At 70.3% G+C, this 21,145-nt stretch carries 19 protein-coding genes; 18 read left to right on the forward strand and 1 reads right to left on the reverse strand.

Going from position 1 to position 21,145, the window contains the following annotated elements:
* Nucleotides 1-59 precede the first annotated feature (59 nt).
* The 13 genes from ACQPZX_RS19670 (at nucleotide 60) to ACQPZX_RS19730 (ending at nucleotide 11,996) form a co-directional block, all read left to right on the forward strand.
* Nucleotides 60-524, forward strand: coding sequence for a MaoC family dehydratase (locus tag ACQPZX_RS19670; protein WP_433382802.1), 465 nt, complete (start codon nucleotides 60-62; stop codon nucleotides 522-524).
* On the forward strand, nucleotides 524-1,531 hold the full coding sequence (locus ACQPZX_RS19675) for an LLM class flavin-dependent oxidoreductase (RefSeq protein ID WP_433382805.1): 1,008 nt from the start codon (nucleotides 524-526) through the stop codon (nucleotides 1,529-1,531). The genes ACQPZX_RS19670 and ACQPZX_RS19675 overlap by 1 nt, the downstream gene beginning before the upstream one ends.
* Nucleotides 1,528-2,715 (forward strand): CaiB/BaiF CoA transferase family protein, encoded by a 1,188-nt coding sequence (locus tag ACQPZX_RS19680; protein WP_433382808.1) that lies wholly within the window; start codon nucleotides 1,528-1,530, stop codon nucleotides 2,713-2,715. Before ACQPZX_RS19675 ends, ACQPZX_RS19680 begins: the two co-directional genes overlap by 4 nt.
* Nucleotides 2,712-4,217, forward strand: coding sequence for an MmgE/PrpD family protein (locus tag ACQPZX_RS19685; protein ID WP_433382811.1), 1,506 nt, complete (start codon nucleotides 2,712-2,714; stop codon nucleotides 4,215-4,217). The genes ACQPZX_RS19680 and ACQPZX_RS19685 overlap by 4 nt, the downstream gene beginning before the upstream one ends.
* Nucleotides 4,214-5,188, forward strand: a complete 975-nt coding sequence (locus ACQPZX_RS19690; RefSeq protein WP_433382814.1) for a RidA family protein — start codon at nucleotides 4,214-4,216, stop codon at nucleotides 5,186-5,188. The genes ACQPZX_RS19685 and ACQPZX_RS19690 overlap by 4 nt, the downstream gene beginning before the upstream one ends.
* Complete coding sequence (locus ACQPZX_RS19695; protein WP_433382817.1) at nucleotides 5,185-5,646, forward strand: FAS1-like dehydratase domain-containing protein; 462 nt, start codon at nucleotides 5,185-5,187, stop codon at nucleotides 5,644-5,646. The genes ACQPZX_RS19690 and ACQPZX_RS19695 overlap by 4 nt, the downstream gene beginning before the upstream one ends.
* Entirely contained in the window at nucleotides 5,633-6,019 is a 387-nt protein-coding gene (locus ACQPZX_RS19700; RefSeq protein ID WP_433382820.1) for a MaoC family dehydratase, read from the forward strand. Before ACQPZX_RS19695 ends, ACQPZX_RS19700 begins: the two co-directional genes overlap by 14 nt.
* The gene (locus ACQPZX_RS19705) at nucleotides 6,016-7,104 is read left to right on the forward strand and encodes a thiolase C-terminal domain-containing protein (RefSeq protein WP_433382823.1); all 1,089 of its coding nucleotides are present in this window, start codon (nucleotides 6,016-6,018) and stop codon (nucleotides 7,102-7,104) included. Before ACQPZX_RS19700 ends, ACQPZX_RS19705 begins: the two co-directional genes overlap by 4 nt.
* Complete coding sequence (locus tag ACQPZX_RS19710) at nucleotides 7,101-7,457, forward strand: Zn-ribbon domain-containing OB-fold protein (RefSeq protein WP_433382825.1); 357 nt, start codon at nucleotides 7,101-7,103, stop codon at nucleotides 7,455-7,457. Before ACQPZX_RS19705 ends, ACQPZX_RS19710 begins: the two co-directional genes overlap by 4 nt.
* On the forward strand, nucleotides 7,447-8,610 hold the full coding sequence (locus ACQPZX_RS19715) for an acyl-CoA dehydrogenase family protein (RefSeq protein WP_433382828.1): 1,164 nt from the start codon (nucleotides 7,447-7,449) through the stop codon (nucleotides 8,608-8,610). Before ACQPZX_RS19710 ends, ACQPZX_RS19715 begins: the two co-directional genes overlap by 11 nt.
* The gene (locus tag ACQPZX_RS19720) at nucleotides 8,607-9,446 is read left to right on the forward strand and encodes an HpcH/HpaI aldolase/citrate lyase family protein (protein WP_433382831.1); all 840 of its coding nucleotides are present in this window, start codon (nucleotides 8,607-8,609) and stop codon (nucleotides 9,444-9,446) included. Before ACQPZX_RS19715 ends, ACQPZX_RS19720 begins: the two co-directional genes overlap by 4 nt.
* Nucleotides 9,447-9,461: 15 nt before the next feature.
* On the forward strand, nucleotides 9,462-10,421 hold the full coding sequence (locus tag ACQPZX_RS19725; protein WP_433382834.1) for a zinc-dependent alcohol dehydrogenase: 960 nt from the start codon (nucleotides 9,462-9,464) through the stop codon (nucleotides 10,419-10,421).
* A 108-nt stretch (nucleotides 10,422-10,529) separates the two neighbouring features.
* The gene (locus tag ACQPZX_RS19730; protein WP_433382837.1) at nucleotides 10,530-11,996 is read left to right on the forward strand and encodes a purine-cytosine permease family protein; all 1,467 of its coding nucleotides are present in this window, start codon (nucleotides 10,530-10,532) and stop codon (nucleotides 11,994-11,996) included.
* Here the strand turns inward: ACQPZX_RS19730 and ACQPZX_RS19735 are convergent.
* Nucleotides 11,958-13,256, reverse strand: coding sequence for a macro domain-containing protein (locus ACQPZX_RS19735; protein ID WP_433382840.1), 1,299 nt, complete (start codon nucleotides 13,254-13,256; stop codon nucleotides 11,958-11,960). The two genes, ACQPZX_RS19730 and ACQPZX_RS19735, sit on opposite strands and share 39 nt — an antisense overlap.
* Nucleotides 13,257-13,529: 273 nt before the next feature.
* Between ACQPZX_RS19735 and ACQPZX_RS19740 the strand changes: the two genes are divergently transcribed.
* The 5 genes from ACQPZX_RS19740 (at nucleotide 13,530) to ACQPZX_RS19760 (ending at nucleotide 21,118) form a co-directional block, all read left to right on the forward strand.
* A complete protein-coding gene (locus ACQPZX_RS19740; RefSeq protein WP_433382843.1) occupies nucleotides 13,530-13,967 on the forward strand; it encodes a hypothetical protein in 438 nt (145 codons plus the stop codon).
* A complete protein-coding gene (locus ACQPZX_RS19745; RefSeq protein WP_433382846.1) occupies nucleotides 13,967-15,715 on the forward strand; it encodes a hypothetical protein in 1,749 nt (582 codons plus the stop codon). Before ACQPZX_RS19740 ends, ACQPZX_RS19745 begins: the two co-directional genes overlap by 1 nt.
* Nucleotides 15,693-16,370, forward strand: a complete 678-nt coding sequence (locus ACQPZX_RS19750; protein WP_433382849.1) for a TIR domain-containing protein — start codon at nucleotides 15,693-15,695, stop codon at nucleotides 16,368-16,370. Before ACQPZX_RS19745 ends, ACQPZX_RS19750 begins: the two co-directional genes overlap by 23 nt.
* A gap of 94 nt (nucleotides 16,371-16,464) precedes the next feature.
* Nucleotides 16,465-19,653, forward strand: a complete 3,189-nt coding sequence (locus ACQPZX_RS19755; protein WP_433382852.1) for a penicillin acylase family protein — start codon at nucleotides 16,465-16,467, stop codon at nucleotides 19,651-19,653.
* 46 nt (nucleotides 19,654-19,699) lie between these two features.
* Nucleotides 19,700-21,118, forward strand: coding sequence for a hypothetical protein (locus ACQPZX_RS19760; protein ID WP_433382855.1), 1,419 nt, complete (start codon nucleotides 19,700-19,702; stop codon nucleotides 21,116-21,118).
* Nucleotides 21,119-21,145 lie beyond the last annotated feature (27 nt).

The following is a 21,145-nucleotide window of genomic DNA, read 5'->3' on the forward strand; positions in this document are numbered from 1 at the left end:
TCGCTGTGAGAAACAATCCCCTTGACCGGGCGGATCTCGCGTGGCTAGCGTCCTGACCCATGGTCGGCCGATATTTCGAAGACTTCGCGGTCGGTGACGAGTACCGGCATCCGTGGGGCCGGACCATCTCCGAGGCGGACAACACCTGGTTCACGCTGCTGACGATGAACACCAACCAGTCCCACTTCAACGCGGATTACGCGGCGGGTACGCCGTACGGGAAACTGCTGGTCAATTCGACGCTCACGGTGGCGATCGTGACCGGGCTGTCGGTGATCGACATCAGCCAGCACGCGTTCGCGAACCTCGGCTGGGAGAGCATCGTCATGCCCAACCCGGTGTTCGTCGGCGACACCATCTACGCCAAGTCGACCGTGCTTGCGGCACGAGAGTCGGGCTCGCGGCCCTACGCCGGCATCGTCACCTGCGCCACCACCGGCTTCAACCAGGACGGCGTCGACGTCATCACCTGGAAGCGGTCGATGTTCGTGTACCGCCGGGGTCACGGGCCCGGAGCTGAGTGATGCGGCTGGACGTCCAGCCCTGGGGAGAGAGCCTCGCCGAGCTGCTCTCCGCGGCCCGCGATGCGGAAGCGGCGGGCGCCGGCGTGGCGTGGGCGCCCGAGCTGCATCGCAGCGCTCCCGTGGTGGCGGCCGCGCTGGCCACGGCGACCTCTCGTGTCGGGGTGGGCACCGGGATCGCGCTCGCCTTCGCCCGCAGCGCGATGCTGACCGCCTTGTCGGCCGCCGACCTCGACGAGCTGTCGGGCGGGCGCTTCCGGCTCGGGCTCGGCACGGGGGTCGGGCGGCTCAATCGCGACTGGCACGGGGTTGCCTTCGACCAGCCCGTGGCCCGGCTGCGGGACACGGTCGCGATCGTGCGGGCCGTGCTGGCGGGCGGAGATCCTCTCGTGCACTCCGGCGTGCGGTCCATTTCGGTGCACGGCTGGCGGCGGCCCTACCCGCCCGTTCGTCCGAACATCCCGATCTATCTGGCGGCAGTGGGGCCTCGGCTCGTGCGGCTGGCCGGGGAGGTCGCCGACGGCTGGCTGTCGCACGAGATCTGCCCGCCCGCCGCGCTGCGGACCCGGATCTGGCCGGCGCTCGCGGTCGGCCTCGACCGGTCCGGGCGGGAGCGGCGCGCTTTCGATGTCGTGGCCGCCGCGTGCTGTTCGGTTTCCGCCGACGCTTTTGAGGCTCGCCGCCGCGCAGCCAATGTCGTCGGCTTCTACGCCTCGGTCCGCTCTTACGCCGACATGTTCGCGGCCGGGGGCTTCGGCGCCGTCACTGCCGCGGCCTCCGCCGCGCTGCGTTCCGGGCGGCCGGCCGATGCGCTGGGAGATCTGGTTCCCGACGACATGATTGACGCGTACGCCATCGCAGGCACCCCTTCGTTCTGCGCTTCGCGCATTTCGGATTTTTCCGGTCTGGCGGACGCGGTCAAGCTGTCGCCACCCTCCTACGGCCTCGCCGCCGACGAGGTGCGCGACGCCCAGAAAAGCCTTCTCGAGCTGGTCGGGAGCATGTCATGAGACCCCTTGAGGACATCCGCATCATCGCGGTCGAGCAGTACGGCGCCGGCCCGTTCGGCTCGGTGCACCTGGCCGACCTGGGCGCCGAAGTCATCAAGATCGAGGAGCCGCTGTCCGGCGGCGACGTCGGCCGCTACGTGCCCCCGTACAACCACGGCGAGGACTCGCTGTTCTTCGAGACCTTCAACCGCGGCAAGCGCTCGCTGTCGCTGGACCTCGCCACTCCTGCCGGCCGCTCGGTCTTCGACGACCTGGTGCGCAGCGCGGACGCGGTCTACTCCAACCTCCGCGGCGACGTGCCGGCGAAGATCGGCATCACGTACGCCCAGCTCGAGCACCTCAACCCGGCGATCGTCTGTTGCTCGCTGACCGGCTTCGGCATGACCGGCCCGCGTGCTTCGCAGCCAGGCTACGACTACATCCTCCAGGGCCTCGCCGGTTGGATGGAGTTGACCGGCGAGCCCGGCGGCCCGCCCACCAAGTCGGGACTCTCGCTGGTCGACTACTCCGGCGGCTTCGTGGCGGCCATCTCGCTGCTGGCCGGGGTGCACGCCGCCCGCCGTGACGGCGTCGGCATGGACTGCGACGTCAGCCTCTTCGACACCGCGATCGGCATGCTCACATATCCCGCGGCCTGGCACCTCAACGAGGGCTTCACCCCCGCGCGCACCCACCATTCCGCGCACCCGTCGCTGGTGCCGTTCCAGGTGTTTCCGACCGCCGACGGCTGGATCGTGGTGGGCTGCGCCAAGGAGAAGTTCTGGCAGCGCCTCGTCGCGGCGCTCGCCCTGCCCTCGTTGTCGGATCCGCGCTTCGCCACCTTTGCCAGCCGCCGTGCGCACGCTTCGGAGTTGCTGGGGCTGCTCGACAAGACCTTCGCCACCCGCGACACGGCTTTCTGGCTGGCCCTGCTGGAGCCGGCCGGGGTTCCGTGCGGCCCGGTCAACGACGTTGCCGAGGCCCTGCGCGACCCGCACACGCTGGCGCGTTCGATGGTCGTGGACACGTCGCATCCGCACTACGGCACGGTGAGGCAGGTCGCCTCCCCGGTCCGGGTGGGTTCGATGCCGCCCTCCTATCGCCGCGCTCCGCGTCGCGGCGAGGACCTGTCGTATGTGGCCGAGTTGCTGGGCTACGACGAGTCCCGGGTGGAGTCGTTGCGCGCGGGTGGGGCTTTCGGATGACCGCCGCCGAGGAAATCGCCGAGTGGGCCGCGGGATTGCGGTTCGCCGACCTGCCGGCGGAGGTCGTCAATGCGGCCCGCGCACATCTCGTCGACGCGGTGGGGTGCGCGGTGGCCGGCATCCGGCGCGGAGCGGCCTCTCCGGCCCTCGCTGTCGCGGAAGGCCTGGGCGGCCCGCCGGAGGCGCGGCTCTTCACGGGCGCCCGGCTCGGCGCGGTGGCGGCCGCCTTCGGGAATGCGGTCGCGGTGCACGCGCTCGACTTCGACGACACCCACCCGGGCGGGTTGGTGCACGCCTCGGCGGTCACCGTGCCGGTGGCGCTCGCGGTAGGCGAACAGGTCAGCGCCGAGCGCGCTGGCATTGGGCGCGGCGGCAACGGGCGCGGTGACGCGGGGCGCGGCGGTGGCGCTGCGTCCGGCGGCGTCGCGGGCCAATCGCCCGGGGAGGAGATGCTGACCGCTTTGGTGGCCGGCCTGGAAACCGTCTGCCGGCTGGGCGCGGCCGCGCCGCACGGCTTTCACACCCGGGGGCTGCACGCCACCTCGATCTGTGGCCCGGTGGCCGCCGCCGTCACCGCGGGCCGGCTCTACGGCCTGGACGCTCCGACCATGACCGCCGCCATCGGCATCGCGGCCAGTGGGGCCGCCGGGCTGCTGGAATTCCTGCACAGCCCGGCCAGCACCAAGCAACTGCACCCGGGAACGGCCGTCGCCAACGGCATCCTCGCCGCCCGCCTCGCCGCCGCCGGCGCGACCGGCCCGGCCGGCGCCCTCGACGGCAAATTCGGCCTCTATCAGGCGCTCGCCGCCCGCGCTCCCGACCGCGAGGTCTTGCTGGGCGGGCTGGGCCGCCGGTGGGAGACCACCCGGATCGCCATCAAGCACTACCCGTGTTGCCAGCTCTCGCACGCGTCGCTCGACGCCGCCCGCGCTCTGGCCCCTGCCCCTGCCCCACCCTCTGTGGGTGGGCCGATTCAACCACCCACCACTGACATTTTTGAGCGCCTGTCCACAGGCCCGGGCCCGGCCCCACCCGTTGTGGGTGGGGCGATTCAACCACCACCCACCGACATTTTTGCGCGGCTGTCCACAAGGCGGGTCGGCGTCACCCTTCACCCCGGCGCGATGCCGATCATCGGAGGGCCGGAGAAGCGGCGACCACGCAGCGCCTACGAAGCGAAGTTCAGCGTCTACTTCTGCGTAGCCGCCATGCTGATCGACGGGCGCGTGGATCTGGACACCTTCGACCACCTGGACCGGCCCGATCTGCTCGACCTCGCCGCCCGCATCGAGGTCGACACAAAGGACAGCGCCGAGGTCCCGGCCGACGCGCCCGGCATCGTCACTGTCAACGGCCGTCTGTCCATCGTGGACAGCGCGGCCGGCCCGGGCGTGCGGGAGAAGGCCGCCGCCAACCTCGGGCCGAAGGCAGCCGGCGTCTTCGCGGCCGTCGACGCCGGTCCGGACAACCTGCTGGATGCGATCGAAGGGTGCCTCGCGTGACCACCTACCTGCCGGCCGTGGCCGGATATCCAGCACTTGCCGCGGCGCTCGACGACAGGGGCCTCGGCATCGGCGACATCGTGCACGTCACCGAGTACGTGACCAGCCCGGACATCTCGCTCGCGCGGGCACGGCAGATCGCGTTCGCGGGGCATCAGGTTCCGGTCTCCCGGGTGCCGGTCGAGGCGATCGTGGGGCGCGACGACCCGTACGCGCTGGGGGTGAGCGCCCACCCCGGCGGCGGCACCCTCGCCGGAAGCGCGGGCGGAGGCGACGCCTTGCGCGTCGCCGACGGCATCGTCTACCTGCCCAGCGTGCACACGACGCAGGGGGAGTTCCGCGAGCAGTACCGCTGGTGCCTCGACCGGATCGCGGCGCTGCTCGACCTCGCCGGTCTCACGCCGGCGGCGCTCACCCGGACCATCGACCACACCGCCACGGCCACGCGCGCCGAATATCCGCGCTGCGGGCGGCCTCGCAGGGAGGTGCTCGGGCCGATCCATCCGGGGGCGGCCGGAATCCTCGTCGATCTGCCCGTCGAGAAGGGCGCGCGGGTGGCGATCGACGCGCTCGCGGCGACCGGGCCGCTGTCGGTGGTCAATCCGGGGTGGGAGCGCTACGAGACGCTCACCTACAACCCGGCGGTGCGGGCGGGGGACAAGCTCTTCATGTCCGGCTTCGGGGCGCTCGACCCGGTCAGCCAGCTCGCGTTGCACGACGGCGATCTGGTCGCGCAGGCGGAGTACATCTACGCGAGCGTCGAGACGGTGCTGGCCGCGGGAGGCGCGTCCGGGTCCGGGGTTTCCAGCTTGATCGAGTACGTGACACCGAGCGCGGCCGCCGAATATCACCGCACCCGGGCACTGCGGGAGAAGCATTTCCCGAACGCGGCGGTGACCTCGGTCGTGTGCTCGGCGCTGCTGCGGCCCGAGTTCCTGCTGGAGACGATCCCCGCGGTGGTGCCGTCGTGACCACATTGCTGACCCCGGCGCTCGCCGCCCGGATCGGGGAGGAGGCCGTCTACACGGCGCCCGAGCCGCTGGGGCGGGCCTCGATCCGGTACTTCGCGCTGGCCACCGGGGACACCGATCCCGCGCACCTGTCGGGTGAGGTCGCGCCGCCGACGCTGATCTGCGAGACCAACCAGTACGCGGGGCTGCCGCGCGACGCCGAGGGCTACGCCGGGCACAGCTGGGGCTTGGCAGTGCCGGGCACGCGCCTGGTCCGGGGCGGCAACTCCTACACGTTCGAGCGTCCGGTCGGGCCGGACGACGTCGTCACCGCGACGTGGCGGCTCGCCGGCATGGACGAGCGGGTGACCGGATCGGGCAAGCGCATGCTGGTAGTGACCTCGATCGCGGCTTACACCGACCAGGACGGGCGCATGCTGGCCACCAACGAGGAGACGCTGATCTATGTCGAGCGTTGAGTTCGAGCCTCTGGTCCGCACGATCGAGCTGCCGGACATGGTCGCCTACGCGGGGGCGACGTGGGACTGGCACCGGCTGCACTACGACAGCGCCTACCTCGCCGGCCGCGGCCTGGACCGGCCGGTCGTGGACGGGCAGGTCTTCGGGGCCTATCTGGCGATCGCGTTGCGGGGATGGTTCGGGCCGGAGGCGGTCGTCACGGCGCTCTCGTTCCGCTTCAAGAACCTGGTGTTCGCGGGGGAGACCATCCGGTGCGTGGGAGTGCCGGCGCGGATGGACGCCGGGATCGCCGAGGTGGACCTGCGGGTGGAGGTGGTCGGCGACGGCCGGGTCGCGGTCGCGCCGGCGTCGGCCACGGTACGGCTGCCATGAGCGTGGCCATCGTGGGAGTGGCGGAATGCGACCTCGGGCAGACCGGCAAGAGCGTGCTCGAGTTGCAGACGCAGGCGGTGACGCGGGCGCTCGCCGACGCGGGGATCCCGCTGAGTGAGGTGGACGGGCTGGCCACCAACGGGATCTCGCGCTTCTCCGCGACCCAGCTGGCCGACTATCTGGGGATCCGGCCGGCGTGGAGCGATTCCACGTTCGCCGGGGGCGCGGTCTTCGAGATGTACGTGGCGCGGGCGGCCCAGGCCATCGAGGCGGGGCAGTGCGGGACGGTCGTCATCTCGTACGCGTCGAACCAGCGCACCGCCCGCTCGCGCAAGATGACCGGGGTTTTCGAGGAAGGGACGCCGGAGGCGGACTTCGAGGAGCCGTATCGGCCGCTGTACCCGATCTCCTATTACGCCATGGTGGCCCAGCGGTATCTGCACACCTACGGGCTCGGCCGAGCCGATCTGGCTGAGGTGGCGGTCGCGGCGCGCGCGAAGGCGCAGCTGAATCCGGCGGCCTGGACCTACGGGAAGGGCCCGCTCACCGTCGACGAGGTCCTCGAAGCGCCGATGATCTCGTCGCCGCTCGGCAAGCTCGACTGCTGCCTGGTCACGGACGGGGGCGGGGCGATCGTGCTGACCTCGCAGTCGCGGGGCGTCGAGGTCCTCGGGTACGGGGAATCGCTCACCCACACCGGGATGGCCACCGCGCCCGACCTGCTGCGCACGGGGGCTGTCGACTCGGGACGGCGGGCCTTCGCGCGGGCCGGGCTCACGCCGGACGAGATCGACGTGGTTCAGCTGTATGACTCGTTCACGATCTCGGTGCCGCTGGGGATGGAGGCGCTGGGCTTCGCGGGGGCGGGTGAGGGTCTCTATGCGGACAAGCCGCACAACACGGGTGGGGGAGGGCTGGCCTGTTGCCATCCCGGCCAGCTCGGGGTGTTGCTGCTGGTCGAGGCGGTGCGTCAGCTGCGCGGCTCCGGTGGCGAGCGGCAGGTGCCAAATGCGCGCACGGCTCTCGTGCACGGCACCGGCGGCATCTTCTCCAGCCATGCGACCGTGATCCTGGGGGTCTCATGACGGCGCCGGTTTGGTGGGAGGCCACACGCGAGCGTCGCCTCCTGATCCAACATTGCACGAGATGTCGGAAATATCAGCATTATCCGCGTGTCGTCTGCACCGGCTGCGGCGGCGATGACCTTGTCTTCGTCGAAGCGGCAGGCGACGGGGTGATCGACAGCTTCACCGTCGTGGAGCGAGCCGAGGCGCCCTACACGCTGGCCAGGGTGCGGCTCACCGAGGGGCCGATCGTGCTGACCCATCTCGATGGCATCGATGACCCACGCTGCGACCAAACTGTCCACCTCGCCTGGCGGGCGCTGCCCGACGGGCGTCACCTGCCCGTCTTCCGGAGTGCCGACGATGGACTTTGAGCTCAGCGACGAGCAGCGCCTGTTCCGCCAGGTGCTGCGTGACTTCGTGGACCGGGAGATCCGGCCGGTGGCGCAGGAATGGGAGGCGTCCGGCCGCTATCCCACCGAGATCGTCGAGACGATGCGGGAGATGGGCCTGTTCGGGCTGACCGTGCCCGAGGAGTACGGCGGGCTCGGCGCCGACATGATCTCGTTCGCGCTGGTGTTCGAGGAGATCGCCAAGGGATGGATGGGGGTGGCGGGGATCCTCGGCAGCCACTCGCTGTCCTGCTGGCTCATCGCCCGGCACGGCACCGAGGCGCAGAAGGCGGCGTACCTGCCCGATCTGGCGAGCGGCCGCCGGCGTACGGGAATCGCCCTGACCGAACCGGATGCCGGAACCGACCTCCAGGGCATCGCGACGACGGCGGTCCGCGACGGCGACCACTACGTGCTCAACGGCCGCAAAACCTGGATCACCAACGCGCGGTACGCCGACCCGCTGCCGGTGCTCTGCAAGACCGACCCGTCGGCGTCGCCGGCGCACAAGGGCATGTCGGTCATCCTGGTCGACGCCCGAACGCCGGGATTCAGGGTCGAGCGGGACCTGCCCAAGCTCGGCTACAAGGGCACCGAATCGTGCGAGGTGCTGCTGGAAGACGTACGGGTGCCCGCGTCGCAGCTGCTCGGCGGCGTCGAGGGGCGCGGCATGCAGCAGGTGCTCTCGGGTCTCGAGACGGGACGCATCAACGTGGCCGCTCGCGCCCTCGGCATCGCTCAAGCCGCCTATGACGAGGCGCTGCGCTATGCGGGGCAGCGTCGCGCGTTCGGCAAGGCAATCGGCGACTTCCAGGCCATCCAGCTGAAGATCGCGGAGATGGCCAGCCAGGTGCAGGCCGCCCGGTTGCTCGTGTACTGGGCCGCCGCCCGCGCCGACGGCGGCCATCGGGTCGACATGGAGGCCGGGATGGCGAAGATGGTCGCCTCCGAGGCGGCGATGGCTTGCGCGCTCGCATCGATGCAGGTGCACGGCGGGTACGGGTACTCGAAGGAGTTCGTCGTGGAGCGGCTCTACCGGGACGCGCCGCTCATGATGATCGGCGAGGGCACCAACGACATCCAACGCATCGTGATCGCGCGGGCGTTGCTCTCCGGCGCGGCTTCGATCGGATGAGGTCTTTCCTGTACGTGCCGGGGAATCGCCCTCCGAAGTTGTCGTCGGCCCTTTCGCGCGGGGCCGACGCGCTCATAGTGGACCTCGAGGATGCGGTCCCGCCCGCCGAGAAGTCGTCGGCTCGCGACGATGTGGCCCGGTGGCTGCGGACCTTGGACGCCGGCTCCTCGGTCTATGTTCGGATAAACCCCGCCGAAACGGGCATTGCGGATGCACTCGCTGTCGTCTGTCCCGCTCTGCGTGGACTGATGGTGGCCAAGGCGAGCACCGTCGCGCAATTGTCGGAAATATCGGCATGTCTTGACCGGGCCGAAGTCGGGGCCGGGCTGCATCGCCGCTCGATCGACCTGATTCCGCTGCTCGAGACCGCCCAGGCCATCCTCTCCGCGCCCGCCCTGGCGGCGGCGCCCCGGGTGAGTCGTCTGCAGATCGGCGAGGCCGATCTCGCGGCGGAGATAGGAGTCACGCTGGGCGAGGACGAGCGAGAGCTTTTACACGTACGGTCAATGGTTGTCCTTGCCTCTTCGGCCGCCGGCATCGAGCCCCCGGCAGCGGCGGTGACCACCGACTTCCGCGATCTCGACCGGCTGCGGCACACCACGCTCGCGCTGAAACGGCTCGGCTTCCGGGGCCGCGCCTGCATCCATCCCGCCCAGATTCCGGTGGTGAACGAGGTCTTCACGCCGTCCTCTTCGGAACTGGAGGCGGCCCGCGACCTGGTGTCCCGCTTCGAGGCGGCCGGCGGCGGGGTCTGCCTCGACGCGAACGGCCGGATGGTCGACCTGGCCGTCGTCCGGGATGCCCGCCGCACGCTTCGCGACGGCGGCGTTTCCTGATCTATCGTTCACACCATGCGCGCAGCCCGACTCCACGGCGCCGGCGATGTCCGGCTGACCGACGAGAACGACCCGGTTCCCGGCCAGGGCGAGTCGCTGGTCGAGGTGACCAGCGTCGGGCTGTGCGGCTCCGACCTGCACTGGTTCACCGAGGGCGGCATCGGCGACGCCGTCGTCGCCCGCCCGCTGGTGCTCGGCCACGAGATGGCCGGCGTCGTCCGTGGCGGCGAGCTCGACGGCCGGCGCGTCGCAATCGACCCCGCCATACCGTGCATGCATTGCGAGCCGTGCCTTGCCGGCGACCCGAACCTGTGCCTGAACATCGTCTTCGCCGGGCACGGCACCTGCGACGGTGGCCTGCGCCAGCTGATGGCCTGGCCGACCCACCGCCTGCACGCCCTGCCCGACACGATCGGTGGCGACGAGGGCGCCCTGCTCGAGCCGTTGGGCGTCGCCCTCCACGCGTACGATATGGCCCGTCCTCGCCTCGCCCAGACGGTCGCGGTGGTCGGCTGCGGCCCGATCGGTCTCATGCTGATCCAGCTCGCCCGCCTCGCCGGCGCCACCCAGGTCTACGCCGCGGAACCCCTCCCGCATCGGCTCGATGCCGCGATCGGCCTGGGCGCCGAGCCGCTCGACGCCACCCAGGCCGACCTCGTCTTCGAGGTCTCCGGCTCCGACTCCGCCGTCGATACCGCGCTGCGCGCCGCCAAACCCGGCGCCCGCGTCATCCTGGTCGGCATCCCCGACGGCGACCGAACGTCGTTCCCGGCTTCCATCGCCCGCCGCAAGGGCCTCACGCTCGTGCTGTCCCGCCGGATGGGCGAGGTCTACCCGCGCGCGATCGACCTGGTCTCGCGTCGCCTGCTGGACCTGACTTCGCTGGTGTCGTCGGCCTTTCCGCTGACCGAGATCGACAAGGCGCTGACGGCGGCCGCCGCCCGCACCGGCCTGAAGGTCGTCGTCCACCCCTGATCCACACGTGTCGCAACAGACAGCGGCCGACATCTATGATCGCGGGCCCCGGCGGAGCAGGATGTGATCAGATGCCCCGGTGAGAGGGCCCGCACGAGGCGGTGGACGATGGCCGGCAGCGGTATCGAGATGATCGGCATCGAGGTTGTTCCGGAGAGCGAGCGCTCCGGCGAGCCCCGGTCGTTGTTCTGGCCCTGGTTCGCGTCCAACATCTCCGTTCTGGGCGTCAGCTACGGCGCGTTCACGCTGGCCTTCGGCGTCTCGTTCTGGCAGGCCGTGATCGCCGGGGTCGTCGGCATCGTGGTCTCGTTCGCGCTCTGCGGCATCATCGCGCTGGCCGGCAAGCGCGGCTCGGCGCCGACGATGGTGCTGTCGCGGGCCGCCTTCGGGGTCAACGGCAACCGGCTCACCGCCGCGCTGTCCTGGCTGCTCACCGTGGGCTGGGAGACGGTGCTGGTCATCCTGGCCACGCTCGCCACGTCCACGGTGTTCACCCGGCTCGGCTGGGGCGGCGGCACCGGCACCAAGGTGGTCGCGCTGATCGTCGTCTCGGCCATCACCGTGCTGGCCGGCGTGGCCGGCTTCGCCGTCGTGATGCGCCTGCAGGCCGTGATCACCGTGGTGGCGGCCGTGCTGACGGTGGTCTACATGGTGCTGGCCGCCGACCACATCCACTGGTCGACCGTGTCGGCGCTGCCCTCGGGCTCCGCCCAGCAAGTGATCGGCGCCTTGGTCTTCCTGATGACCGGTTTCGGCCTGGGCTGGGTCAACGCGGCCGCCGACTACTCCCGCTACCTGCCCCGCTCGGCCTCGGCCCGCGGCGTGTTCGGCTGGACCACCTTCGGCGGCGCCCTCGGCCCGGTCGTGCTGCTGATCTTCGGCCTGCTCCTGGCCGGCTCCTCCACCGACCTGGCCACCGCGATCGGCGCGGATCCCATCGGCGCCCTCACCACGCTGCTGCCCACGTGGTTCCTGGTCCCGTTCGCGATCGCCGCCGTGCTGGGCCTGATCGGCGGCGCCGTCCTCGACATCTACTCTTCCGGCCTGGCCCTGCTGACGGCAGGCGTCCGCATCCCGCGCTACCTGGCCGCCGCGGTAGATGGCGTCATCATGGTCGCCGGCACCATCTACGTGGTCTTCTTCGGCAGCAGCTTCATCGGCGCCTTCCAGGGCTTCCTGATCACTTTGGGCGTTCCGATCGCCGCGTGGTGCGGCGTGATGGTGGCCGACGTGGCACTGCGCCGCCGCGACTACGCCGAGGCCGAGCTGTTCGACCCGCGTGGGCGGTACGGAGACGTACGCGCGCTGCCCTTGACCTTGGTCATCGCCGGCACCGCGATCGGCTGGGGCTTGGTCACGAACTCCTTCGCGGGCTGGCTGAGCTGGCAGGGCTACCTGCTGGGCCCGCTGGGTCTCGGCGGCCGCGAGGGCGATTGGGCGTATGCGGGGCTGGGCATCCTGGTCGCGCTGGTGATCGGCCTGCTCGGCACGCTGATCGGCAGCGCCGGGGCGGTCCGCCGGCAGGAGGCCGCGGGCTCACCGGTCCGGGAAGTGATCGCCGAGCCGCGCCCGTAACGCCTGCAGGTCGATCCTGGTCACGTCATCCGGCCGCAGGACGACCCGCAACTCGGTGCTGATCCGGGCGGATCGATTGCGGACGACGAAGGATTCGATGAGCATCGTGACCAGCTCGTCCGGTCTGCTCGATGCGATCCGGGAGAGCCCGGCGCCGATCAGCGGCACGGCCACCGGTCGCAGCTGCCCGTGCAGATGGACGGCGTCCCACAGCCGCTCCAGACTGACCGCCAGGTCGCGTTCCGACGAGCGGGCGACCAGATCGTTGCCCATCCTGCTGTAGGCGACGGCGTAGATCTGCCTGGCGTCGGCCCGGAGCACGGCCACGGTCCCCATCGGGTACCTTTTCAGCTTTCCGCGCCGCTTGTCGGCGCGCTTCTCCCGGGCCTGCGGTTCGACGCCTTCCAATGCGGCCTGCAATTTCTGGTCCAACAGGCCCCTGTTGCCGTGGAACAGCCGCCGGGCGGCTTCGGCCTGCAGCGACCGGCCGTTGATCACGATGTCCGACCGCGTGTCGGTGTCGAACGTGTCGGTGAAACCTACGACCAGATGCGCGTCGGTCTCCGCGAAGATGTCGCCCACCACCACCGACACCGCGAACGGTTGGGGTCCCCGGACCTCCCTGCGCAGCAGGTGCCGCCGGGCGGATCGCCGCCGGCGCCGGAGTTCGGCGACCATCGCGGTCAGATCGGGATCGTCCGGAGCGGCGGTGTGGAGCTTCTCGGCGAGGCCGAGCGCCTCCTCATGGCGGCCGACCTCCACGCAGGCCTGCGCCAGCTCACGGTCGGCGGCCGCGCGGAGGGCCAGCAGGCTGCGGATGATCGGCTCGGCGAAGGGCAGATGCGCAACCTCGGGCATCGGGCTGCCCCGCCAGAGTGATGACGCTGCTCGCAGCAGCTCCACCGCGGTCGTCGCATCCGAGCTCCGTGCCTGTTCCACCAGATCGCCGAAGCGCAGGAAGTCGATGCGGTCCCGTACCGGCACGAGCCGGTACGAGGAGGTCCGGCCGAGCCGGTAGGTCTCGATGAACGCCTCGCCGTGGCCCGGCCCAGCCTTGCGGATGTCGTTGATCGCCTTCTGCACCTGAGTGCGTTCGGGGCGCCCGATCGTCCGCGGACTCTCCTCCCACAGATCTCGATAGATGCGATCCACCGGCACGAATTCGCCGGCGTCCGCGGCGAGCCGCAGCAACACGGCAAGAGACCGGGGCGGCAGATGCCACGGCTCGCCCCGCACGATCAATTCCGCGGGCCCCAGCACAGCGACGTACGGAAGCGCTTCGGAAGCGTTCCGGAAGCATCGGGGATCTTTTTTGGGAAGCATGGTTCGGATTTCCCTTGAGGCGCGGCACGCGGGTTCCGGCACGGAGAGAGGCGGCTACCGGATGAGGAGAATCTACGGGAGCACCGAGGCCCGGCGCATCGGTCGGCGGCAATGGCCATGAACGGGGACTGGAGGCAGAGCGCCTTTGTGCTGCTGCCGGTCGCATTCGGCGTGGTGGCCGGAGCCGTGCCCACTGTCATGATCGAGAAAATGCGTCATCGAGTGGCCTTGGGTACCCGGTGGGATACGGCGATCCAGGGCACGTGCGCGGATTTCGCGGCGTGCGCTCGCACCATTCTCGATCTCGCGGAACATCACGCGACCCTCGACCAGGAGGGCGCCTCCGGGGTCATGGAGGAGATGCGGCGGCAGCACGGTCGTCTCCAGACGCTGATGGCGGAGGTGCGGATCCTGGCGGACGAGCCGGTCCAGCTGGCCGCGCGGCGGGTGGTGCGGCACGCCTGGGCCGTGCAGGTGCTGACCACGACAGGAGTGGATCCGCGGGCGAGCGACCACCCGTTCCATCCCCCTCGTGAGCGGTCCCTCGCAGCCCTCTTCGACTTCTATCGCTCGGTGCGCCGGCAGCTGCGGGTGCCGGACGCCGGTTACCTGACGCCCTTGAACCCGACCGAGGAGGTAATCCCCTGATGACCCGGACGGTGCGCCTTCGCGATCTCACTGATTCGTCGTATTCGAGCCTGCCCACACGTCAGCTCTGCGCCGCGATGAATCTGAATGTCGGCCTCCGCGACTTCGTGCTCGAGCTGTTCCTCGGGGAGCGGCACCGCGCCTGGGGGCCGAATTACGGCGTCGACAGCACGGCGGTCATCCGGCACGCGTGGCGGGCGCGGCGCTGGCAACGGGAACGCGACATCGTCCTCGGCCTGATCGTCCTCACGCTCGTCGTCCTGCTCGTCACCCGATGGTGGGCCCGCGGCTATCTGCTGGCGGCCGGCGCGACGGTGGCATGGATCGTGGCAGCCGTGGCGATCCGGCGTCTCATGCGCCGGCGGAAGCTGACCGTACGCAAGGCGCTGAGCTGGTCCTGGCGCCGGAAGACGTTCGGCCGGCGCGTCATCGTGGCCTGCGTCCTCGTTCTCCTCGTCGCCCTCACGATCACCGCGGAGAGCTTCTCCCGGGCTCTCCGCCGGGAGGACGCCGTGATCGTCATCTCCTTCGTGTGCGTTGTGCTCGTCATCGGCATCGTCGACGTCTTCGTCGTCGTGGGCCGGGCCCGCCGGGCGTTGAGCGGGCCCCGGGCCGGGGACGCCGCGCCGCGCATGCCCCGGGACCAGGCGCCACCCATGCCGGATCGGCTGGAGAAGCGGCTCGCCGCTCTGCATGATGGACCCGAGCCGGCGCAGTCGTCGGAGGACTCGCTGGCCCGGGTCGTCGCATACGACTTCGCCAGCCGGATGGGGAGCTTCCTGGAGAACACCTTCGTGGGCAGCGGCTCGTCTCTCGAACAGTTCGAGATCAACATCGACGTCTCCCAGGGCCGGCCCGCAGCGAACGGCACTCGGAAGAAGCCCAAGCGGGTCGATCTGGTGTCCTTGCACCAGAGCATCGGGGGGACCGTTCTGACCAGGGACCTTCCCGGCTCCTGGTCGGGCTACCGCATGTATGTCGACGGCCAGGAACTCAACCAGATCCCGGCGCTGCTTCCCCGGCCCGCCGGCTCGCCGAACGGTTGGCTGTCGCTCGACGAGATGCACACCGGCCTCGCCCATCCGACGGCCGGCACGCGGACCTACCTCTGCCTTCAGGCGCCGGTCTTCAACTGGGAAGAGCAGATCATCCTCACGTTGTTCATCCGGGCCGATCTGACCGGGCAGCATCTGATTCTGCATACCGAAACGCTGATCCTTCCCAGGATGGCGTTCGTCTTCGAGCCGTGGTTCATGAGTTTGCCCCAGGACTGGTGGACGCACTGCACGACGGCGGCCGGCCGCGGTTCGACCCGCATCTGGCGCGCCGCCATCCGCAGTTTCCTGGGCCTTCTCGGCGACCTCTATCGATTCGTCCGCCGTCTTTCGTCGACCTTGAACACTAAATACCGCGTCCGGCACGACCACCTGATAAGCCATGGCGCCGTCTTCTCCATCCGGGAGAAATTGGCGGAAGGCGTGGTCATCGTCTACCCGAACGCTGTGCAGGACATCAACCGGACCATCGCGTTCCTCATGCAGGCGCTGCGCAACGGTCTCGCGGACTACCTCAAGGGCCGCAACATCGACACCTCGTCGCTGGTCGACGACATCCAAAGGGTGACTGTCCGCCAGCAGAACAAGATCGGCGAACTCAACGCCAACAACGTCGTCTTCGGCCACAAGGGCAAGGCGGGGGACAAGCCGGCCCAGAAAGGGGAGAGCGGTGGGCAAGGGACAGCACAATGAGATCGGAAGCCTGCAAGGCACCAACGTGGTCGTCGGTAACCGGGGCAGGGCAACCAGCGCGGCGCCGGCCGCCGCGCCCGAGAAGAGTAAACGGCTCGCGGAGGATACGCGCACGGTCTTCGTCATCCACGGCCGGGACATCGAGGCCCGCGACGCGCTCTTCGACTTCCTGCGCGCTCTCGGCCTGAAGCCGCAGGAGTGGGAGCACCTGGTCCGCGCGACCGGGAAGGGCGCGCCGTCGCTGGCCGAGGTGGTCACCCGGGCGGTGCGCGAGGCTCAGGCCGTCGTCGCGTTGCTGACGCCGGACGACGTCGTGCGATTGCATCCGGAGTTGCGCGATGGCTCGGACACCGAGGACGAGCGCTCCGCCGGGTGCCAGGCGCGGCCGAACGTCTTTCTCGAGCTCGGCATGGCGCTGGGACTTCTCCCCGACCACACGATCATCCTCGAGGTGGGCGGCATGCGGCGCACTGCCGATCTGGCCGGCCTCAACTACGTGACCGTGGATCCAACGCTGACCTGGCGTAACAAAGTCGCCGAGCGGCTGCGAACCGCCGGATGCCCGGTGGACCAGGCCGGTGGCGACTGGCAGAACCCGCACTGGTTCGCCGATCTCGGCGCCTACCGCAGGCGCCCGAAGAAGGGCGACCGCTGACAAGAAGCTACGCGCCAGTAGCAAAGGGAGGCATCGACGTCTTAACATCTATGAAATTGTTTCGCGTTCGCGTGTTCCCGAAGGGATGCGTCAGATGCGCCGGTTCCGTCCTCTCCACGTCCTGGCGGCCACGGTCCTCGTCACCGCCGCCACCCTCACCCCGATCGCGGCCTCGCCGGCCCAAGCCGCCTACGCCGCCAACGACTACTGCCTCGGGCAATGCTCCGACGTCCTGCCGCCCGGCCAGAACGGCGACGCCGATCTGGTGCAGATCCTGGCCAACCAAGCGTTCGGCACGATGCCGCCGCACTCCGACGACCAGCTCGCCAAGTACGGCAACCTGGCCTACAACTACACCGGTCTGACTCCCGAGCAGATCAACACGTTCTTCAACGACAGCTCCTACGGCGTGGCCGCCGGCGACGTCGAGAGCACCAAATCCCCCCGCAGCGACGTCACCATCGTGCGGGACAAGCAGCTCGGCATTCCGCACATCACCGGCACCACCCGGGCCGGCCTCATGTACGGCGCGGGATACGCCGGCGCTCAGGACCGTCTGTTCCTGATGGACCTGATGCGGCATGTGGCCCGGGGCAATCTGACCAGCTTCGCCGGCGGCGCCGAGGGCAACCGTGAGCTGGAGCAGAGCGTCTGGCACAACTCGCCGTACACCGAGGCGGATCTCCAGGCGCAGATCAACGCGCTGCAGGCGAGCGGCACGCGGGGCGCCCAGCTCTACACCGACGTGCAGAACTACATCGCCGGCATCAACAAGTACATCGCCGACTGCATGTCCGCCCGCGACTGTCCGGGCGAATACGTGCTCACCGGCCACCTCGACGCCATCACCAACGCGGGCGGGCCGGTCAATTTCACGATGACCGACCTGATCGCGATCGGCGGCGTCATCGGCGGCCTGTTCGGCGGGGGCGGCGGCACCGAGATGCAGTCCGCGCTCGTGCGCATCGCGGCCCGCGCGAGATACGGCACCACCGCCGGGGACGCCGTCTGGCAGCAGTTCCGCGAGCAGAACGACCCCGAGGCGGTCCTGACACTGCACAACGGACAGTCTTTCCCGTACGGGTCGGGGGACCCCAACGCCGCGGGTGTCGCCATGCCCGACGCTGGTTCCGCCGCCCCTGAGCCGATCGTGTTCGACAAAACAGGCTCGGCCGGCACCAGCGGGGGATCGAGCGCCCTGGCCGACTCTCTCGGCAACCTGACGATCGACTCCGCCCACCGCGGGATGTCGAATGCGGCAATCGTGAACGCCGCCAACTCGGCCACCGGCCACCCGGTCGCCGTCTTCGGCCCGCAGACCGGCTACTTCGCTCCACAACTGCTCATGGCGCAGGAGCTGCAGGGTCCCGGGATCAGCAGCCGAGGCATCGCGTTCAGCGGCCTCAACCTCTACACCCTGATCGGCCGCGGTCCCGACTACGCGTGGAGCGCCACCTCGTCGATCCAGGACATCACCGACACGTACGCGGCGAAGCTGTGCAACGCCGACGGCAGCGCGGCCACTTTGGCGTCCACGAGCTACCTCTACCACGGCACCTGCACGCCGATGGAGGCGCTGACCCAGACCAACTCGTGGAAGCCGACCACCGCCGACTCCACCGCCGCCGGCTCCTACCGCCTCACCGTCCAGCGCACCAAGTACGGCCTGGTCAGCTGGCGTGGCCTGGTCGGCGGCGTGCCGACCGCGTTCACCAGCCTGCGCTCGACCTACCGGCACGAGGCGGACTCGGCGGTCGGCTTCCAGATGTTCAACGAGCCCGACCAGATGGGCACGCCGGCCGCGTTCATGAACTCGGCCTCGAACATCTCGTTCGCCTTCAACTGGTTCTACGTGAACTCGACCGACTCCGCGATGTTCACCTCGGGCGCCCAGCCGATCCGCGCGCCGGGCGTCGACCCCAATTTGCCGACCAAGGCCGAGCAGACGTACGAGTGGCAGAACTGGAACCCGGCGACCAACGTGGCCTCGTACGTCCCCGCGTCCGCGCATCCGCAAGCGGTGAACCAGGACTACTTCGTCAGCTGGAACAACAAGCAGGCCAAGGACTACGGCGCCGCCGACGGCAACTTCAGCTTCGGCTCGGTCCACCGCGGCGACCTGCTCGACAAGCCGCTCAAGGCCGGGATCGCGGCCGGCGCCAAGTACGACCGCGCCTCGCTGCTGAAGGTCGTCGAGTCGGCGGCCACCACCGACCTGCGCGGCACCGACGTGCTGCCGGTGCTGCTGCGGGTCATCGACACCGCCACGGTGACCGACACAGCGCAGGCCGCGGCGCTCACCAAGCTGCGCACGTGGCTCGCCGCCGGGGCGCACCGCCAGGAGACGTCGGCCGGCAGCAAGGCGTACGCGAACGCCGACGCCATCCGGATCTTCGACGCCTGGTGGCCGAAGCTCGTGCAGGCGGCGTTCCAGTCCGGCCTCGGCCCCGACCTGTTCCAGGCCCTGGTCAACACCCTGCAGATCAACGAGTCCCCGTCCGGCGGGCAGACCGGCCCGGTTTCCTCGCTGCCGGCCAGCGCCAACGAATCCCAGGCCCACAAGGGCTCGAGCTTCCAGTACGGCTGGTGGGGCTACGTCGACAAGGACCTGCGCGCGGTCCTCGGCGACAGCGTCCCCGGCTGGTCCACCAAGTACTGCGGCGGCGGTGCGGTCAGCACCTGCCGCGGCGCCCTGCTGACCAGCCTCACGGCCGCCCTGGCCGAGCCCGCCGCCACCACGTACCCCGCCGACGCCAACTGCGCGGCCGGCGACCAGTGGTGCGCCGACGCGATCCTGCAGTCCCCGCTCGGCGGCGTGAAGCACGGCCTGATCGCCTGGCAGAACCGTCCCACCTACCAGCAGGTCATCTCGTTCCCCGCCAAGCGCGGCGACGACATCTCCAACCTGGCCGCGGCGAAGACGGTCACCGCGTCCAGCACGCAGAGCGGCAACCCCGCCTCGAACGCGGTGGACGGCAACTTATCCTCCCGCTGGGCCAGCTCATGGGCCGACAACCAGTGGATCCAGGCCGACCTGGGCGCCGCCAAACCCGTGTCCCGGGCCGTCGTGCGGTGGGAGGCCGCCTACGCCACCGCGTACAGGATAGAAACCTCGACCGACGGCGCCACCTGGGCCCAAGCCGCCACCGTGACCGGAGGGAACGGTGGCCTCGACACCGTGACCTTCCCGGCCGTGAACGCCCGTTACCTGCGCCTGACCGGCCAGACGCGGGCGACCTCCTACGGATTCTCCATCTACGAGCTGGAGATCTACTCGCACTGACCGAACGGGCCCCGGCCATCCGGCCGGGGCCCCCGACAATCAATGCATGCCCCTCGATCGGCTCAGCGATTCCGAACAGGCGGTCGTCGACGCCTTCCGCGTCGGCGAGATGGCGGACCTGTCCCAGGCGGACGACCCGATCGTGCGGGCATCCGTGCTGCGCTTCCTGCTGCTGGGCGGCGGGCCGCCGCCCGAGCGCGGCGACCTGCCGGCCCTGCGCCTGACCGGCGCGCGGGTCACCGGCCGCCTGGAGCTCGCGTGCGCCGACGTCACCGCCCCGATCAGCCTGCACGCCTGCGACTTCGACGAGAAGATCGAAATCTACGAGGCGACGCTGCGGCAGGTCAGCTTCCGGCGCTGCGGGCTGCACGGGATCGACGCCTCGGACGCCGTCTTCGTCGCCGGCCTGCGCCTGCTCGACTGCCGCAGCGAGGGCACGCTGCAACTGGCCGGCGCGCACATCGCCAACGCGCTGCTGCTGGACGGCACGCGGCTGAGCGACCCGGTGATGGCGCTCGACGGCATGCGCCTGAACGTCGGCGGCGATGTCGTGGCCCAGAACGGATTCCGCTGCCGCGGCGAGGTGCGGCTGACCAACGCCGAGGTCGGCGGTTCGCTGCGCTGGGAGGGCGCCACGCTGGAGAACCCCGGCGGGACCGCCCTGCGCGCCCAGGACCTGCGGGTCGGCGCGATCGCGAACTTCTGCACCGGGTTCTCGGCCGACGGTGCGCTGACGTTGAGCTACGCCCAGGTCACCAGCCATCTGTGCTTCGAGCGAGCCACCATCCGCGGGCCGCTGGACCTTCGGTACGCCCACACCCGCTACCTCCTTCTGCAGCCCACCGCCGCGCCGGCGGGACTGGTCGACCTGAGCCACATGCGGGCCGGCGTGCTCCGCGACGACCCGGACACGTGGCCGGCCGAGCTCCGGCTCGACGGGCTGCGCTACGAGGCCCTCACCGACGCGGACGACCACGAGCGGCGGCTGGCATGGCTACGCCGGGACGACCGCGGTTACCGGCCGCAGACGTACGGGCAGCTCGCCGCCTTCTTCCGCGCGGCCGGCCGGGACGACGACGCCCGGGAGGTGCTGCTCGCCGGGGAGCGGCACCGCCGCGAGACACTGACCCGCCTCGGCCGGCTCTGGGGACATCTGCAGGACGCCACCGTCGGCTACGGATACCGCCCCGGCCGCGCGGTCGCCTGGCTGCTCGCGCTGCTGCTGGTGGGCGCCGTCGTGTTCCAGGCCGACCCGCCGCGCGCGGCCGAGCCGGCCAAGGCGCCCGCGTTCACGGCGGTCGCCTACGCGGCGGACCTGATCCTGCCGGTCATCGACCTGGGGCAGCAGTCCCAGTACGTGCCCCGGGGCTGGACAGTCTGGGTGGCATACCTCCTCATCCTGGCCGGCCTGGTCTTCGCCACCACCATCACGGCCGCCGCGGCCCGCCGCCTCCGCCGAACCTGACTCTCAGCGAGCCGGCCCCTTCAGCGA

The sequence above is a fragment of the Actinoplanes sp. CA-142083 genome, from assembly GCF_050942195.1.
GTDB lineage: Bacteria > Actinomycetota > Actinomycetes > Mycobacteriales > Micromonosporaceae > Actinoplanes.

What these genes read in the sequence shown, in the direction of transcription:
- ACQPZX_RS19700 (WP_433382820.1), top strand. Translation starts at nt 5,633, where the DNA reads ATGTCGAGCGTTGAGTTCGAGCCTCTGGTCCGCACGATCGAGCTGCCG.
- ACQPZX_RS19720 (WP_433382831.1), top strand. Translation starts at nt 8,607, where the DNA reads ATGAGGTCTTTCCTGTACGTGCCGGGGAATCGCCCTCCGAAGTTGTCG.
- ACQPZX_RS19745 (WP_433382846.1), top strand. Translation starts at nt 13,967, where the DNA reads ATGACCCGGACGGTGCGCCTTCGCGATCTCACTGATTCGTCGTATTCG.
- ACQPZX_RS19680 (WP_433382808.1), top strand. Translation starts at nt 1,528, where the DNA reads ATGAGACCCCTTGAGGACATCCGCATCATCGCGGTCGAGCAGTACGGC.
- ACQPZX_RS19675 (WP_433382805.1), top strand. Translation starts at nt 524, where the DNA reads ATGCGGCTGGACGTCCAGCCCTGGGGAGAGAGCCTCGCCGAGCTGCTC.
- ACQPZX_RS19760 (WP_433382855.1), top strand. Translation starts at nt 19,700, where the DNA reads ATGCCCCTCGATCGGCTCAGCGATTCCGAACAGGCGGTCGTCGACGCC.
- ACQPZX_RS19705 (WP_433382823.1), top strand. Translation starts at nt 6,016, where the DNA reads ATGAGCGTGGCCATCGTGGGAGTGGCGGAATGCGACCTCGGGCAGACC.
- ACQPZX_RS19730 (WP_433382837.1), top strand. Translation starts at nt 10,530, where the DNA reads ATGGCCGGCAGCGGTATCGAGATGATCGGCATCGAGGTTGTTCCGGAG.
- ACQPZX_RS19740 (WP_433382843.1), top strand. Translation starts at nt 13,530, where the DNA reads ATGCGTCATCGAGTGGCCTTGGGTACCCGGTGGGATACGGCGATCCAG.
- ACQPZX_RS19685 (WP_433382811.1), top strand. Translation starts at nt 2,712, where the DNA reads ATGACCGCCGCCGAGGAAATCGCCGAGTGGGCCGCGGGATTGCGGTTC.
- ACQPZX_RS19755 (WP_433382852.1), top strand. Translation starts at nt 16,465, where the DNA reads ATGCGCCGGTTCCGTCCTCTCCACGTCCTGGCGGCCACGGTCCTCGTC.
- ACQPZX_RS19710 (WP_433382825.1), top strand. Translation starts at nt 7,101, where the DNA reads ATGACGGCGCCGGTTTGGTGGGAGGCCACACGCGAGCGTCGCCTCCTG.
- ACQPZX_RS19715 (WP_433382828.1), top strand. Translation starts at nt 7,447, where the DNA reads ATGGACTTTGAGCTCAGCGACGAGCAGCGCCTGTTCCGCCAGGTGCTG.
- ACQPZX_RS19670 (WP_433382802.1), top strand. Translation starts at nt 60, where the DNA reads ATGGTCGGCCGATATTTCGAAGACTTCGCGGTCGGTGACGAGTACCGG.
- ACQPZX_RS19725 (WP_433382834.1), top strand. Translation starts at nt 9,462, where the DNA reads ATGCGCGCAGCCCGACTCCACGGCGCCGGCGATGTCCGGCTGACCGAC.